The organism is Leifsonia sp. 2TAF2 (genome assembly GCF_052115085.1).
Lineage (GTDB): Bacteria > Actinomycetota > Actinomycetes > Actinomycetales > Microbacteriaceae > Leifsonia.
Window position 1 is genome coordinate 1767628 of the sequence record NZ_JBFRFY010000001.1, and the last position, 13993, is coordinate 1781620.

The 13993-nt window shown below is 69.0% G+C and carries 17 protein-coding genes and 2 tRNA genes; 7 read left to right on the top strand and 12 right to left on the bottom strand.

The window, feature by feature from the left end; all coding sequences use genetic code 11:
• Positions 1-32: 32 nt before the first annotated feature.
• Positions 33-581, bottom strand: a complete 549-nt coding sequence (locus tag AB4Z18_RS08550) for a hypothetical protein (protein WP_441782256.1) — start codon at positions 579-581, stop codon at positions 33-35.
• A gap of 152 nt (positions 582-733) precedes the next feature.
• Between AB4Z18_RS08550 and AB4Z18_RS08555 the strand changes: the two genes are divergently transcribed.
• The 3 genes from AB4Z18_RS08555 to AB4Z18_RS08565 all read left to right on the top strand — a co-directional run bounded on the left by AB4Z18_RS08555 (position 734) and on the right by AB4Z18_RS08565 (position 2072).
• The gene (locus tag AB4Z18_RS08555) at positions 734-1258 is read left to right on the top strand and encodes a DUF1269 domain-containing protein (RefSeq protein ID WP_441782257.1); all 525 of its coding nucleotides are present in this window, start codon (positions 734-736) and stop codon (positions 1256-1258) included.
• A gap of 57 nt (positions 1259-1315) precedes the next feature.
• Positions 1316-1759, top strand: a complete 444-nt coding sequence (locus AB4Z18_RS08560; RefSeq protein ID WP_441782258.1) for a hypothetical protein — start codon at positions 1316-1318, stop codon at positions 1757-1759.
• A gap of 82 nt (positions 1760-1841) precedes the next feature.
• Positions 1842-2072 carry a hypothetical protein gene (locus AB4Z18_RS08565; RefSeq protein ID WP_441782259.1) on the top strand — a complete coding sequence of 77 codons (231 nt, stop codon included), beginning with the start codon at positions 1842-1844 and terminating at the stop codon, positions 2070-2072.
• A 196-nt stretch (positions 2073-2268) separates the two neighbouring features.
• Here the strand turns inward: AB4Z18_RS08565 and AB4Z18_RS08570 are convergent, their stop codons facing one another.
• The 5 genes from AB4Z18_RS08570 to AB4Z18_RS08590 all read right to left on the bottom strand — a co-directional run bounded on the left by AB4Z18_RS08570 (position 2269) and on the right by AB4Z18_RS08590 (position 6567).
• Complete coding sequence (locus AB4Z18_RS08570) at positions 2269-2508, bottom strand: hypothetical protein (protein ID WP_441782260.1); 240 nt, start codon at positions 2506-2508, stop codon at positions 2269-2271.
• A 174-nt stretch (positions 2509-2682) separates the two neighbouring features.
• Positions 2683-2756, bottom strand: a tRNA-Ile gene (locus AB4Z18_RS08575).
• Positions 2757-3074: 318 nt separating this feature from the next.
• Positions 3075-3968: a hypothetical protein gene (locus AB4Z18_RS08580; RefSeq protein WP_441782261.1), complete on the bottom strand. Its 894-nt coding sequence runs from the start codon at positions 3966-3968 to the stop codon at positions 3075-3077.
• A 284-nt stretch (positions 3969-4252) separates the two neighbouring features.
• Entirely contained in the window at positions 4253-5506 is a 1254-nt protein-coding gene (locus AB4Z18_RS08585) for a glycosyltransferase (protein WP_441782262.1), read from the bottom strand.
• A 95-nt stretch (positions 5507-5601) separates the two neighbouring features.
• Complete coding sequence (locus AB4Z18_RS08590; RefSeq protein ID WP_441782263.1) at positions 5602-6567, bottom strand: multidrug DMT transporter permease; 966 nt, start codon at positions 6565-6567, stop codon at positions 5602-5604.
• Between the two features lie 40 nt (positions 6568-6607).
• Here AB4Z18_RS08590 and def point away from each other — a divergent pair, with 40 nt between their 5' ends.
• Positions 6608-7174 carry a peptide deformylase gene (gene def / locus AB4Z18_RS08595; RefSeq protein ID WP_441782264.1) on the top strand — a complete coding sequence of 189 codons (567 nt, stop codon included), beginning with the start codon at positions 6608-6610 and terminating at the stop codon, positions 7172-7174.
• Positions 7175-7205: 31 nt separating this feature from the next.
• Here def and AB4Z18_RS08600 read toward each other — a convergent pair whose 3' ends face one another.
• Both AB4Z18_RS08600 and AB4Z18_RS08605 read right to left on the bottom strand, forming a co-directional pair.
• Complete coding sequence (locus AB4Z18_RS08600) at positions 7206-8081, bottom strand: sensor histidine kinase (protein WP_441782265.1); 876 nt, start codon at positions 8079-8081, stop codon at positions 7206-7208.
• 134 nt (positions 8082-8215) lie between these two features.
• Complete coding sequence (locus AB4Z18_RS08605) at positions 8216-8527, bottom strand: SHOCT domain-containing protein (protein WP_441782266.1); 312 nt, start codon at positions 8525-8527, stop codon at positions 8216-8218.
• A gap of 275 nt (positions 8528-8802) precedes the next feature.
• Between AB4Z18_RS08605 and AB4Z18_RS08610 the strand changes: the two genes are divergently transcribed.
• From AB4Z18_RS08610 to AB4Z18_RS08620, 3 genes are all read left to right on the top strand, one after another.
• Positions 8803-9012 (top strand): hypothetical protein, encoded by a 210-nt coding sequence (locus AB4Z18_RS08610; RefSeq protein ID WP_441782267.1) that lies wholly within the window; start codon positions 8803-8805, stop codon positions 9010-9012.
• A gap of 105 nt (positions 9013-9117) precedes the next feature.
• On the top strand, positions 9118-10425 hold the full coding sequence (locus AB4Z18_RS08615) for a sensor histidine kinase (protein ID WP_441782268.1): 1308 nt from the start codon (positions 9118-9120) through the stop codon (positions 10423-10425).
• Positions 10422-11084, top strand: a complete 663-nt coding sequence (locus tag AB4Z18_RS08620) for a response regulator transcription factor (RefSeq protein ID WP_441782269.1) — start codon at positions 10422-10424, stop codon at positions 11082-11084. Before AB4Z18_RS08615 ends, AB4Z18_RS08620 begins: the two co-directional genes overlap by 4 nt.
• A 284-nt stretch (positions 11085-11368) precedes the next feature.
• Here the strand turns inward: AB4Z18_RS08620 and AB4Z18_RS08625 are convergent, their stop codons facing one another.
• The 4 genes from AB4Z18_RS08625 to AB4Z18_RS08640 form a co-directional block, all read right to left on the bottom strand.
• Positions 11369-11839 (bottom strand): hypothetical protein, encoded by a 471-nt coding sequence (locus AB4Z18_RS08625; RefSeq protein ID WP_441782270.1) that lies wholly within the window; start codon positions 11837-11839, stop codon positions 11369-11371.
• Positions 11840-11914: 75 nt separating this feature from the next.
• Positions 11915-11990 (bottom strand) — tRNA-Asn (locus AB4Z18_RS08630).
• A gap of 90 nt (positions 11991-12080) precedes the next feature.
• Entirely contained in the window at positions 12081-13118 is a 1038-nt protein-coding gene (locus AB4Z18_RS08635) for a D-isomer specific 2-hydroxyacid dehydrogenase family protein (protein WP_441782271.1), read from the bottom strand.
• Entirely contained in the window at positions 13118-13987 is an 870-nt protein-coding gene (locus AB4Z18_RS08640) for an ATP-binding cassette domain-containing protein (protein ID WP_441782272.1), read from the bottom strand. Before AB4Z18_RS08640 ends, AB4Z18_RS08635 begins: the two co-directional genes overlap by 1 nt.
• Between the last annotated feature and the right edge of the window lie 6 nt (positions 13988-13993).

The following is a 13993-nucleotide window of genomic DNA, read 5'->3' on the forward strand; positions in this document are numbered from 1 at the left end:
CCCGGCGATTCACGCGATCTGTGGAGGTCGGGTCAGGGGGTGGTGCGGCCGGTTCCGTCATCGAAACGAGGTGCCTCGTGGCGGGCGGTGCGGCGGCTCGCGTCGTCGTCCGCCGGGGTGACCGTCGCATCCTGAGGGGGGACGGTGCCTGCGGTTGCGTCGGTGCGGGCCGTACCCGCGGGCGTCGTGCCCGCCGGGGCCGCGGCGTCCGTGCGCGTCCCGTCATCGATGCGGTTGCCGTTCTTGTCGGTGCGGACGTCGGGGTCGACGTGGTCCGCCCGACGCATCGCTTCTTCCGACTCGGAGCGGGCGCTGGCCGCCGAGGACTCACGCTCCTCCGCCTCGCGCCGCAACCGCTCGGCGTCGACCTCCGCCTGCTTGGCGTCCGCCGCGGCGCGTGCCGCCTTCGCTTCCCGGTCCCGCGCGTCCAGTTCGGTCTGCGCGGCCGACTGCCGCATCTCTTCGGCGCGGCGGCGGTCCGCCTCGCGCTTACGGTTGCGGCCGACGGTCGCGATGATGGCGATCACTGCGATCACGACAACGACGACGACGATCAGGATGATCCATCCGGTTGTGTTCATGCTGCATCACGGTACCCCTGAGAAGCGGAATCGCTAGGGGATTGAAATACTTCGCGCGCGCTGGGCGCTGACTATCGCCGCCTCCCCATCGAGACCTACCGTGTGCCTGCAGCCGCACTTCGCGCGCGTGCAGACCCGATTGGAGCGGCGACATGGCCGACAAGCCTTATGTGGCGATTACCGCGCAGTATGCGAGCGAAGACGAGGCCGTGGCGGACTTCGACGCGCTCAAGGAGCACTACAAGGACGACGGACGGAAGCAGTCGTTCGACGCCGCCGTCGTCGTGCGCGACAAGGAGGGGAACGTCTCCATCCCGAAACGCGACAACGAGGCGAAGAGCCACGGCGGGCGCAAAGGCATCGCGGTCGGAATCGCCGGCGGCGTCGTCGTCGCACTCTTCCCCGCGGTCGCCCTCGGCGGTGCACTCCTCGCGGGAGCCGGCGTGGGTGGAGGGATCGGCGCCCTCGCCGGTCACATCTCCAACAAGTCGTCGGCGAAGGAACTGAAGAAGATCAGCGAGACCCTGCACGCGGGCAGCGCCGGGATCGTCGTCGTCGTGTCTCCGGAGCAGGCCGACACGGTCCAGCAGCAGCTCACGCACGCCACCGGGGTCACCCGAGCCGAGCTCGCGGTCGACGAGGAGAAGCTGGACGAAGAGGTGAAGAACGCGTCCTGAACAGCACTACTGAGCGGGTGGCACCGCAGAGACGCCAGCCCTAAGTACGATCCAGTTATGAGACGCCTCGCCGCACTAATTGTCATCGGCGTGGCGTTGGCGTTGACCGCTTGCACGACTCTGCCAGCGGTCGGCACTCCTGACACTCGGGAGCCGACCCGATCGACGCCGTTCAGTGTCGCCGGAACGTTCACGTTCGGACTGGGCAACGCAACGAAGCAGCAGTTCCCTGAAGGCAGCCGCTGCGACGACCGGAACCCCTTGCAGGGTCGCCGTGTCACCGTCCTGAATCAGTCCGGCGCCGTCATAGCCAGCGGGAAGCTCGGACCGGGAACAACGACCTGGGCCGCCAACCAGGCCGAATGCAACTTCGAGATGCAGATTGAAGCGGTCCCGGGCCGTCAGCAGTTCTACCGCCTCCACGTCGACGACTACAAGGACACCGGCGACCTCACCGCCCGCGCACTCGAGCACTACCATTGGCTGGCCGAACTCATCTGACGGAAGTTTCTGTCGACGATCGCCAGTTCCGCATGTCGGACTATCGGATGTCTAGTCGAGGCCCGCGAGTAGAGTGCGACCCGTGACCGACCCGAAGACTCGCAGCCCCGAGTACTGGCAGGCGTTCGGATGGGTGTGCGCTGTATCCGCCACGATCGTCACTGTGGGTGGCATCGGCGGGATTGTGCTTGGCTCCTGGACGGGATGGATCGCAATAGGGCTGGCACTCCTCCTCGCGATACAGAGCATCGGCTACTTCCAGCAGTACCGACGAGGAAGACGGGAGCGCGAGTTCGGGGCGCGCCGTGACTGAAGCGGTTGTGGCGGGTCTGCGGGGTATGTACGTGTCCCTCGAGGGACCGGGGTGGGCTCTCGCACCGGCGATCCTAACCATGCTCGCTGGGGTCATTGTCGCGGCAGCCGTGGTTCGCCACATGCGCCGGAGGAAGTAGAGTCCGTCGCTGACCGATTCGCCGTCGAGGAAGCCGTGGATTTGGAGGGAGTGCTCCTCAGCCGCGCCGCCGCGCGCGCGGCGAACGCAGCACGGCGATCGTCACGCCGACGGTCAGCAGGACGCTGCCTGCCCACCCGGCACCGAGTTCGAGCAGCGCGGACCAGTCCCTCGACGACGGCGTCACCACGGCGGACCAGATGGCGAAACCGAGGAACCCGGACATGACCATGGTGGCTGTCCACCGCACGGTCAGCCGCCAGGCCATCTCCCACGTGCTCAGGGGCCGGGCAGGCATGGTGACACGCGCCAGCCACGCGCCTGGGCGTGCAAGTCCCGGTGCTCGTCCGCGGGCGATGAGTCGACCCCGGGGTCGTGACTTCCGGTGCGGGTCGCTCACACGCCAGAATCTACACTGACGCCGCGCACGGCGGTGAGCGACCGTCGACGGGTACAGCTCATCACGCAGTCGTAGGGCGGACGGGACTTGAACCCGTGACCGAGGAATTATGAGTTCCCTGCTCTGACCAGCTGAGCTACCGCCCCGATCGTGCGCCGGCCCGGGTCACTCCGGTGCGGGCACGCTGGGGGCCGCATCCGTCACCGGGTCGGCCACCGGCTCACCACGATACAGGCTTTCGAAGGTGCTGATGCCGCCGCTGCGACCTACGCTAACCACGGCCGTGGTCACGATTCCGACGTCGCAGCCATTGTCCGAAGTAGTACGTCGGAGGAACCAGAAGCCCGACCGCGATCACCACACGTGGGGGCGAGCCGAGCGCGAGTAGTCCACCGGCGAACGCGCAGCCCATCAGCACGGCGATTAGGACATCGAGCACCGCCCTCGTGAAAAACGAATCGCGGTCAGCATTTGACGTCATAGATAAGCCCCGGTCCCACGTGTGGAATGTTGAGCTGGATGCAGCGGCCCGCCTTACTTGCGTTGCGGGCGGCCGTCGCGACGATCCGAAGTCCAATGGCGATGACCGCTCCGCACATCAAACCCGCGGCCGGCCCGGCGATCGCGCAGGCAAAGCTCACTGCGGCCCCGTCACTTGCAAAGCTGGCAATCTGTTTCGTCTCGTTCTTGGTGTACTTGATCGTCCTACCCCACCACAACCAGGTGACCGCAGGATCCGCCACTACCGGGAAGGCCGTGTGCGCGTCGAAGTCGACCACCTGGGTCAACGTGTTCCCGTTCAGCTCGTAGCGCGTGGGCACCGGGTTTCCTTCGGCGTCCTTGGCCCATGGCGGAGCCACGTTTGCGAGCGGATCGCCGTCCGCGTCCACGACCACGAAGCCGCAGTTCGCCGCAACGATCTCGCCGCCGTCTGGGATGCTCAACTCGTAGTCGTAGCGAGTCGGACCGGAGGACTGCGTGATGACGGTGTTGATCTGCACTACGCCATCGTTCGTGACCACCGGGACAGTAGTCGACCCGTTGTTGTTGTCGTAGGACACGATCCCTCTCTTCTCTACCGTTGCGGGGTCGGAGGACACCGCGAATGGGAGGCTGATCGAAATCGAGTCCGACTCCGCACCGAGAGTGATTCCGTCCGCAGCCCGCACGGGAAGAGCAACGTCAACACCCGCCACCGTTACATCGATGGCCTCTTGGCCGGTAGCACGAGTCGCAATCTGTGCGGCATTGTTGGCCGTCTGCGGGGTCGCCTGCTGCACCGCCGCAAGCGGGTCGTCGGCCGCGGTGTCCCCTGACGCCGGCGCTGCCCCCAGCAGGCAGCGACAACGGTCGAGCACGCCACGACGACGCAACTCAGCTGGATTCTGGTAAGTGGCTTCGCGGTCTGAGATTTCCGCATGGAAATCTCCTCTCGTTCTCCGTCGAACTCGCGAACCTGTGTCCCTCACCCGGCATCCGGAAGGGGCGGCGCGGTTTGCGACCGTACGGGGAATGACCCCGTCACCAATGACGACGCGGAAACGGGCGAATCGTGACGCGGAGGACTCTTTTTATATCGAGATAGTCGTCGCAGCCGGGGGCGGCGTCCTGAGCTACCGCCCCGATCGTGCGCCGGCCCGGGTCACTCCGGTGCGGGCACGCTGGGGGCCGCGTCCGTCACCGGGTCGGCCACCGGCTCACCACGATACAGGCTTTCGAAGGTGCTGATCGTGGTCTGGATGTCGTGCGTGGCGACGATGCGGAGCGAGCCGCGCTTGAGCACATCCAGCTCTTCCTGGGGCAGCGTGAGCACGCCCTCCAGCTTGTCCGCGAGGTCCTGCGCGTCGCCGGGGCGGAACAGGTAACCGTTCTCACCGTCGTGGACGAGGTGCGGCAGCGCCATCGCGTCAGCGGCGACCACCGGCAAGGCGGACGCCATGGCCTCCATCGTCGCGATCGACTGCAGCTCGGCGATCGACGGCATCGCGAAGACGGTCGCGTGCGTGTACGCCTGGCGCAGCTCCTCGTCGCTCACGTAGCCGAGGAAGTCGACCCGGTCGGCGATGCCGATGGTCTCCGCCATGGTCTGCAGGTTCCTCAGCTGGTCGCCGCCTCCGACGATCTGAAGGCGCGCATCCAGGCTCGCGGGCAGCAGCTTGATCGCGTTGAGCAGCACGTCGATCTGCTTCTCGCCGGTCACCCGGCCGACGAACAGGATGTGGTTGCCCGCCCGCTGGGTGAAGTCGGGGATGTAGTTGTGGGCGTCGATGCCGCAGGAGATGGCGTGGACGCCACGCAGGCCGGTCGACGCTTCGAGGAACTCCGCCGCCTTGCGTGTCGGCGTGGTAACGGACTCCGCGCGGTCGAAGCTCTTGCGGGCGTCGGCCCAGGAGAGCTTGACGAAGATCTTCTGCAGGAACTTCGGCAGGAGGGTGAACTCGACGACGTTCTCCGCCATCACGTGGTTGGTCGCGACGATCCGGATGCCGCGCTTCTCGGCTTCCGCTGCGAGCCCGCGCCCGACGACGATGTGCGACTGGATGTGCACGACATCCGGCTTCACCTCGTCGAGAATCCGGCGTGCGTTCGCCTTGCTCGTCCACGGGAGCGCGAACCGCAGCCAGTCGTGCGGGTACCAGCGCCAGCTGAGGAGCCGGTGGACCGTCATCTTGCTGCCCTGGTGCTCCTCCACCCACGTGCCGTGCGCACGGCTCGCGGCGGGGGCGACGACATGCACATCGTGGCCGCGCTCGACGAGGCCGGCGGCGAGGCGCTCGGCGAAGCGGGCGGCCCCGTTGACGTCGGGGGCGAAGGTGTCGCAGCCCATGACGATGGTCAGCGGCTTGTGGGCTGCCGGGGCGGGCGGTGTGGGATGCGGTCCGCTCGTATCAGGCACGTTGTTCGTTCCCTACGGTCGTGTGCTTCGGAAGGCGAACCCTGCGACGGTGTTCGCGGTCCGGGCGAGTGGGTGTGCCCGGTCGATTCAACGGCCTAGTCTAGGCGGGTTTCCCTTGCTACGTCCGTAATGCGGTCAGCGACCGGCGCGTCCGACGCGCTCTGCGGGTGGTACTTCGCCAGCCGGACCACACCGAAGACGGCGACGGCGCCGGTCAGTGCGAAGCCGACCATGGCCCACCACGGGGCGCCCGCCGCCTCGTTGAGCACGACGATGCCGATGGTGACGGCGACCATCGGGTCGATGACCGTGAGGCCGGCGATGACCAGATCGGGCGGCCCCGAGGAGTACGCGTTCTGCACGAAGTAGGCGCCGAGGACGGCGGCCAGCAGCAGCGCGACGATGCAGAGGACCAGCAGCCAGTCCCATTCCTGGTTCGAGATGCGGTCGATCGCGACCTTGGCGAGAGTCGCCACGAAACCGTAGAGGACGCCCGCGCCCACGATGTAGATCAGCGCCTTGAACCGGTGCCGCAGGAAGTAGAACAGGACGCCGAACGCGATGAGCACGACGGCGAGGATGATGAGGATGACGATCAGCGCCCGGCTCGTCACCGGCAGATCGCGGGCGAAGACCGCGGCGAGCAGGACGAACGCACCGACGCCGCTCACGCAGAGTGTGACCGCCACCACCGATTGATGGTTCAGCTTCACGCCACTGACCCGGGCGTTCAGGATGCTCGTGATCACGAGACCGACGACACCGAGCGGCTGGACGAGGATGAGGGGCGACAGTTTCAGGCTGACCAGCTGGAACACGATCGCGAGACCCAGCAGCAGCGTCCCGATCACCCAGGACGGCCGGGCGAGCAGCAGTCCGAGCGCGCGGACACCCAGTCCGGACTCGGCATGGCCGGCGGTCGCCTCGACCTTGGCGACGCCGTGATGCTGCAACTGCGCGCCGACAGACAGGAAGCAGGCACCGACCAGCGCGACCGGGATGCCCAGGAGCTGGCTGGGCTGATAGGACAGGTCGAAAGCGTCCATCAGTTCCGTACCCACCCCACGACCCTACCGGGAATGATCCGGATAGTCTTGCTGAATGGCCGTCCTCCCGATCCGGATCACCGGTGACTCTGTACTCCACTCCCCCGCCAGGCCCGTCGCCGAGATCGATGATGAGGTGCGTGCGCTGGTCGCGGACATGTTCGAGACGATGGATGAAGCGCCCGGAGTGGGGCTCGCCGCACCGCAGGTAGGCGTGCCGCTGCGGCTCTTCGTGTACGGGTGGAGCGCCGACGACGGCGCGCTGCACCGCGGGGTCGCGATCAACCCGACCCTCTGGCAGAGTCCGCTCGCCGTCGGCGAGCTCGATGAGGACAGCGAGTCGGAGGGGTGCCTGTCGTTCCCGGGCGAACGTTTCCCGCTGCGCCGTGCCGAGCGTGTCATCCTGCAGGCCACCGACCTCGACGGCGCGGAGTACGAGGTGCGCGCGGACGGCTGGCTGGCCCGGATCTTCCAGCACGAGTACGACCACCTCGACGGCGTGCTCTACGTCGACCGTCTGGAGCATCCGTTCGGCAAGGCGGCGCTGAAGACGCAGCGGAAGAACAGCTGGGGCGTGCCCGGGCTGAGCTGGCTGCCGGGCCGCGACCACCTGGAGGACTGAAAGCCGTCGGCGCCCGGAGACGGGCCGGCGGTCAGCGCCGCAGATCGACCCCGTGCACGCCGTTGTGGTGGCGGAGCGCCGGGAAGACGACGGACAGCGTGAAGCCGACCCCAGGCACGGTCTGCGCGTTCAGCGTCCCGCCGAAGAGGGCAGCGCGCTCCCGCATCTCGATCATCCCTGCGCCTTCGTAGTGCTCCGTGAGGGCGCGGACGTCGTCTGCGATGCTGTACGCCGTCGCCTGGTCGACCCCGTCGCGATCGAGGCCGAGCCTGCGGGCGGCCGCGCGGATCCCGTCGTCTTCGACGCTCACTTGGAGTCCGTCCGGCGTCCAGGCGAACGCAACGGCGACATTCGTGCCGGCGCCGCCGTGCTTGAGCGCGTTCTCGAGGCTCGTCTGCAGGATGCGGAACACGGCGAGTTCGGCGCCCGGCCGCAGTTCGAAGCGCTCACCGCTCTCGGTGAAGGTGACGGCGAGTCCGGCATCCCGCATCACCCGGAACAGGTCGCGGGCGGAGTGGAGGCTCGGTTGCGGCAGCGCGGACTCCTGCGCTTCCCGTGCCACAGCCTGCAGGCGACGGAGGTCGGCGAGGGCGTCACGGGCTGAGGTCTCGAGCGCAGCGACCGAGCGGAGCGCGGTCGCTGGGTCCGCGTCGGCGGCGTAACGGACACCCTCGGCCTGCGTCACCAGACGCGAGACCGACTGGATCGCCACATCCCCCAGATCGCCGATGATGCGGAACCGGCCGGCCTGCTCGGCGAGGTCGAGCTCGCGGTCGATGCGGTCCCACTCCGACTCCTGCCGGGTGTCGCGCAGGCGGATGCGGCCGCTCCGCTCCCACAGCCAGAGCACGAGGAAGACGAGCGCGGCGAGCCCGAGCCCTGCGGCTGCGAGCAGCATGACGTCCATCTCCGCTCCGTTCCTTCTGTCCGATCCGGCCACGCGGCTGCGCGGCCCGGTTGATACTACCGGGCCGCGCAGGCGGGGCGACGGGCGACCGCCGAGCTCTGTGGATAACTCGGCGGCCGCCCGTCCGGGATGGGTCAGGCGGTGTCGCGGTTGGCCCGCAGCACCTCCAGACGGGCCCGGTACTCCTGCTCGTCGATGTCGCCGTTGGCGTAACGCTGTGCGAGCGTCTGCTCGGCGGAGCGGGTTCCACCGTTCGGGCCCCAGCCGGAGTATCCACCGCGTGCGATGGCAGCCCGACGCCAGCGCCGCCCGGCGAAGCCGAAGATGAGCACGAAGACGAGGATCCAGAAGATCGGGATGAAGATCCACCACCAGCCGAAGAAGTGTGGGCCGTACGCGACGGCGCACGGCGCGGCGGCGACGGCGGTGGCCAGTGAGCTGAGCATGATGTCTGTCCAATCGGTGTGCGGCCCGCGCCATCCGCGAACCGTCACCCACAGCCTCGCCGGGCGGCGGCGTCGGCGAATCGGCCGGCGGGAGCGTTCCTGCCTACTCCCCCGGGAGCAGGCCCCCCGCCTCCCCTCCCTTACGACGGAGTTTCGTCGCCCCTCCGGCCGAATCTCCTTCAGTACTGCCATTCGAAGGAGATTCGACGCCCGATCTCCTTCACTTGCCGACCAGTCCCTGTCGGCAGGGCCCACCCTGGACATACGATGCGCCCATGGAGCATGACGACGGCAGGCACGACGCGGACGACCGCAGCAACGAGGACCCGGACGACCCGGTCACCGAGTACGAGAACGACCAGGCGTCCAACCGGGAGTCGCTCGAGCGCGAGGCAGGCCTGACCGCCTTCGGAGGTCCGACGTTCGGGCACCTGTTCGACCAGCAGCCGGACGACGGCGGCTTCGACGCCGAGCACAACCCGTGAGCCGCCCGGGCGTCCGCCGGGCGCCCGCCGGGTACTCCCAGGGGAGTAGCCGCGAGACACCCCGCGGCCGACGTCGAGTGGATGCGCCGTGGCTAGCATGAGGTAATGCCCTCGAACGCGTCCGCCGATCCCGGCTGGAGCGCGCCTCCCGAGTCCGGGCCCCACACTGCCGACCGCTGGTCCAACCCCTCCGAGCGGTGGTCACGTCCGCCATGGGGCGAACGCGGGCGCCCGCCGGGCACGCGCTGGTTCGCCCCCATCGTCGCCGCGCTCGTGCAGATCCCCGGGCTCTTCATCGCCGGGCGGGATGCCGCCAACGACCCGGTCACGCTGGGATTCGCTCTGCTCGCTTTCGCCGCATCGTTCCTGCTGCTCGGTGCGCGCCGGTATCCCGGACCGACGGTCGTGGCCATCGCGGTGCTGTGCGGGCCCGCGATCGCGGTGACGACCGGCCCCCCTTTCTCGGCGGTCCCCCTCGCCTTCGCCGTCGTCAGCGCGGTCGTGCGCGGCGCCCGGGTCTGGGCGTGGTGGACGCTCGCCGGCTTCGCGATCGCCGGTCCCGTGGCCGCCTACCTGTTGCGCGGCCAGCCCGCCGCCATGCTGCGCCCGCTGATCATCGCGCTCATCCTCGTGCTGCTCCTGGGGGTCGGCGAGGCGCTCCGCAACCGCCGGGAACGCTACCGGGAGGTGGCACGCGCGGTCGCGGCCAGGCGCGAGTCGGCAGCCGAGGCGGAGCGGTTGCGCATCGCCCGGGAGCTGCACGACGTGCTGGCGCACTCGCTGTCGCAGATCAGTGTCCAGGCCGGCGTGGGCCTGCACCTCTTCGATTCCCGTCCGGAGAAGGCGCGCGAGAGCCTCGAAGCGATCAAGGCCACCAGCGGACAGGCATTGGAGGAGGTCCGCGGTGTGCTGGGCTTCCTCCGCGGGACCGAGCAGTACGCGTCGCGGTCTCCGGAGCCGGACCTTGCGCGCATCCCCGTGCTGGTCGAGACGTATCGCAAGGCGGGGCTCCGCGTGTCGTATGACCGCGAGCTGACCTCCACCCCGTCGGCGGCGACCCAGCTGGCGCTGTACCGGATCGTGCAGGAGTCGCTCACGAACGTCGGCCGCCACGCGCAGGCGCGCGCCGTGTCCATCCGGCTCGTCGAGGAGGGCGGCTGGTACGTGCTCACGGTGCAGGACGACGGGCGCGGGCTTCCGGAGGAGAAGCCCGGTGGCCCGGGGGCCGGTGTCGCCGGCGACCTCGCCGACGGCGGTTCGACGGGCAGAGGGATGCTCGGGATGCGCGAGCGCGCCGAGCTGCTCGGCGGGCGGTTCGAGGTGCGCGGCGCAGAGGGCGGCGGTCTCGTCGTGGAGGCGCGCATCCCGTCCGGCCGGGCGTCTTCGTCGCCCGCTTCGGGGCGCGCATCGTGATCCGGGTGGCGCTCGCGGACGACCAGCTGCTGGTCAGGGCCGGTTTCCGCGCCCTGCTCGAGTCTGAGGACGACGTCGAGATCGTCGGCGAGGCCGGCACCGGACGCGCGGCCCTCGACGTGGTGCGGGAGACGCATCCCGACGTCGTGCTCATGGACATCCGCATGCCCGACGGCGACGGGCTCTGGGCGACCGGCGAGATCGTCGCCGACCCGGCACTGGCCGGTACGCGCATCGTGATCGTGACCACGTTCGAGCTGGACGAGTACGTGGCGCAGGCGATCGTGGCCGGCGCGAGCGGATTCCTGGTGAAGGATACGGAACCGGTCGAGCTGATCCGTGCGGTGCGGGTGGTCGCCGCCGGGGATGCGCTGCTCTCCCCCGGGGTGACGCGCCGTTTGATCGAGCGCGTCTCGGGCGGACTTCGCCCCGCCCCGGACACCGCGCGGCTCGAGCAACTGACCGACCGCGAGCGGGAGGTGCTCGCGCTGGTCGCCCACGGCCTGACGAACACGGAGATCGGCGAGCGGCTCTACCTCAGCCCGTTGACCGCCAAGACGCACGTGTCCCGGATCATGACCAAGCTGGATGCGCGCGACCGCGTCCACCTCGTCGTCCTCGCGTACGAGACCGGGCTCGTGCAGCCGGGGTGGCAGTAGGGGCGCTCCTGTATTCAGGACTTTGCGCCTCTTGCGTGCAGCCACGTCCTGAATAGGGGGAGAAAGTGCGCTCCCCCAGCGCCGATGTCCTGAATACAGGATGGCGTCGGCCGCGCCACCCGCACGACACGATCCGGGCGGGGATGCTTTGGCGGCGTCCTGTATTCAGGAGATCGCACGTTCTATGCGCTGCTATGTCCTGAAAAGGGGGAGGAATCGGGGCCAGACAACTCCCATGTCCTGAAAACAGGACACCCGACCACGCGAAAGACCGCGCAGCCAGGTCACCGCCAGGGCGGACCGCTCATGAGCCGCGCGGCGAACGGAAGACGATCCGGCACAGCAGGGTTCATACGGTGCAGGTGCCGAAGGAACGTACCGAACCCGCCACGCACGAGGATCGCGGGCGAAACGCCGGCGCGCGTACGCAGGAACAGCACTCCCGGCGCACCGCGCATCCGCGAAAGCCCCACGATGTCCTCGACGCGAACGCTCCCACGCCGCAGGATCGCGTACCAGTACAGCGTCTCACCACGGAGCTCCAGGCGGCGGACCACTCGGAAGAGGAACCAGTACGCGTTCCACCCGAGAATTCCGAACCACAACGCCAGGAACACGATCTCTCCGACCGAATGGACGCGAACGGCGATCGAGACGCCGACCACAATCAAGACGGGCAGGATCAACGCTGCGAGCACAGCGGAGTTGTTCGACCATGACGCCGCGATCGGCGCTTCTGCGTCGTCACCGGTCACCGCACGCTCCATTCCATCACAGGATCGCCAGACACCGAAAACCCCCGGCCTTCCGCAGAAGGCCGGGGGTTTCACTGGCTCCCCGACTTGGACTCGAACCAAGAACCTGCCGGTTAACAGCCGGCTGCTCTGCCAATTGAGCTATCGAGGAATGCTTGATCAGCGAAGCTACTCTAGCAATATTCGCGGCCCGTCGAGAAATCGGGGCCGCATCCCGCGCGCGTCATATTCAGCACCACACTCAGTACCCCGCCGACGGGTCGACCACGCCCACGAACCGGCCGTCGTCGAGGAAGGCGCGCACGTTCAGGCGGATGCGCTCGGCGAGCAGCGGCGCCGTCATCTCGGGGGTGTCCGCCTGATGCGGGGTGATGATCACGTTCGGCTCGTCCCACAGCGGGTGCCCGTCGGGCAGCGGCTCCGGCTCGGTCACGTCGAGCCCGGCACCGGCGATCGCGCCGGAACGCAGGGCCTCGAGCAGGGCATCGGTGTCGACCAGGCCGCCGCGCGCGATGTTGACCAGGTACGCGGTCGGTTTCATGGCGGCGAACTCGTCGGCGCCGAACAGGTGACGCGTGCCACCAGTGAGCGCCGCGGCGACCACCACGAGGTCCGCCGTGGGCAGCACTTCGGCAAGCCGGTCGGCGGAAACCGTCCGGACGGCTCCCTCGACCGGAGCGGAGGACCGTCGCACGATCGTCGCGCGCACTCCGAACGGCTCCAGCAGCCGCATCAGCTCCAGGGCGATCCCGCCGGCGCCGACGATGACGACGTCGAGCCCGTACAACGACCGCCCCTCCGGCTCGGTGGCCCACGATCGCGCGCGCACGCGCTTGGGCAGCACCCGCAAGAGCGCGAGGCTCAGCACCAGGGCGTGCTCGGCGACGGGCTGCGCGTAGGCGCCTTTCGCGCTCGTCCACACGAGTCCCGGGCGGTCCTCGGCCGAGAGGATGTCGGCGAACGCATCGACGCCGGCGAACGGCAGCTGCACCCAGCCGATGCCGGGATGCGCCTCCAGCACCGGCGGGAACGCCGCGGCATCCTTGTTCGACAGCCAGACGACGCCACGGGTCCGCTCCGAGAGCGGCTCGACCGTGCCGCCGGCGGCCTCGACCGCATCCACGAACTGCTTCTCCGGCTCGGGCAGCACCGCGATCGGGCCGGACTCCGGTCGCTCCCCGGCGGACAACTGCGTCGCCTCGACGGCGAGCACCGCCCGGTGACGCGGTCCTGCAGAACCGTCGCTCATTGCATCCCCATTCGTCCGTTCGTCTGCCATCAGAGGTCCTTCGCGGCCCGCCGCGTGGCGGCACGCTGCGGCCGCCGCTCGGTCCGCTGCGCCGGCGGCTTGAGGGCGCGCGCGAGTCCGGCGACGAAGGGATGCGTCGGGTCGGCGAGCACGTCCTCGATCGGCCCGTAGCCGACCGGCCGTCCGCCCTGCAGCACCAGCGAGGTGTCGGTCGCCCGGCGAAGCACGGAGAGGTCGTGGCTGACGACGACCGCGGAGAAGTCCGGATGCGCGCGCAGCTGTGCGAGCAGGTCGATGACCGCATCCCGGACCGTCGCGTCGATGCCCGCCGTCGGCTCGTCGGCGATCAGGATGCTCGGCCCGAGCACCAGCGCACGCGCGAGGGCGACACGCTGCCGCTGGCCGGAGCTCAGCTCGTACGGGTATTTGTTCAGCACGCTCAACGGCAGGTGGACCGTGTCGAGCATCGTGGCCGCGCGCTCCCCCGCCGCCCGGCGCGGGTAGTGCTCGTCGCGTTCGAAGATCGGCAGCGTGACGTTGTCCTGCACGCTGAGCGACGGCTCCAGAGTCGCAGCCGCCTCCTGCGGCAGGTATCCGACGTGGAAGGTCACCTCGGCGATGTCGCGTTTGCGGGCCTTGCGGAGCGGGTGCCCGAGCACGGACGCCTCGCCTCCGCTGATCCGCGGGCCCGGGTCGGACGCACGCGCCGGGAGCACGCGGCCGGCCAGTACCTGCGCGAGCGTGCTCTTGCCCGAGCCGGTCTCGCCGAGCACGCCCAGCACCTGCCCGTGCTCGAGGCGGAAGCTCACCCCGCGCAGGGCCACGCACGATGCGCTCGGGCCCCGCGCGGGGTATTCGACGGACAGGTCGCTGACGACGATGGCGGGCTCGGAACTCACATATTC

Coding starts and splice junctions, on each gene's coding strand:
- AB4Z18_RS08600 (WP_441782265.1), bottom strand. CDS start 8,081: ATGGACGTCATGCTGCTCGCAGCCGCAGGGCTCGGGCTCGCCGCGCTC.
- AB4Z18_RS08635 (WP_441782271.1), bottom strand. CDS start 13,118: ATGGCAGACGAACGGACGAATGGGGATGCAATGAGCGACGGTTCTGCA.
- AB4Z18_RS08555 (WP_441782257.1), top strand. CDS start 734: ATGGCCGACAAGCCTTATGTGGCGATTACCGCGCAGTATGCGAGCGAA.
- AB4Z18_RS08605 (WP_441782266.1), bottom strand. CDS start 8,527: ATGCTCAGCTCACTGGCCACCGCCGTCGCCGCCGCGCCGTGCGCCGTC.
- AB4Z18_RS08610 (WP_441782267.1), top strand. CDS start 8,803: ATGGAGCATGACGACGGCAGGCACGACGCGGACGACCGCAGCAACGAG.
- AB4Z18_RS08550 (WP_441782256.1), bottom strand. CDS start 581: ATGAACACAACCGGATGGATCATCCTGATCGTCGTCGTCGTTGTCGTG.
- AB4Z18_RS08570 (WP_441782260.1), bottom strand. CDS start 2,508: ATGCCTGCCCGGCCCCTGAGCACGTGGGAGATGGCCTGGCGGCTGACC.
- def (WP_441782264.1), top strand. CDS start 6,608: ATGGCCGTCCTCCCGATCCGGATCACCGGTGACTCTGTACTCCACTCC.
- AB4Z18_RS08615 (WP_441782268.1), top strand. CDS start 9,118: ATGCCCTCGAACGCGTCCGCCGATCCCGGCTGGAGCGCGCCTCCCGAG.
- AB4Z18_RS08560 (WP_441782258.1), top strand. CDS start 1,316: ATGAGACGCCTCGCCGCACTAATTGTCATCGGCGTGGCGTTGGCGTTG.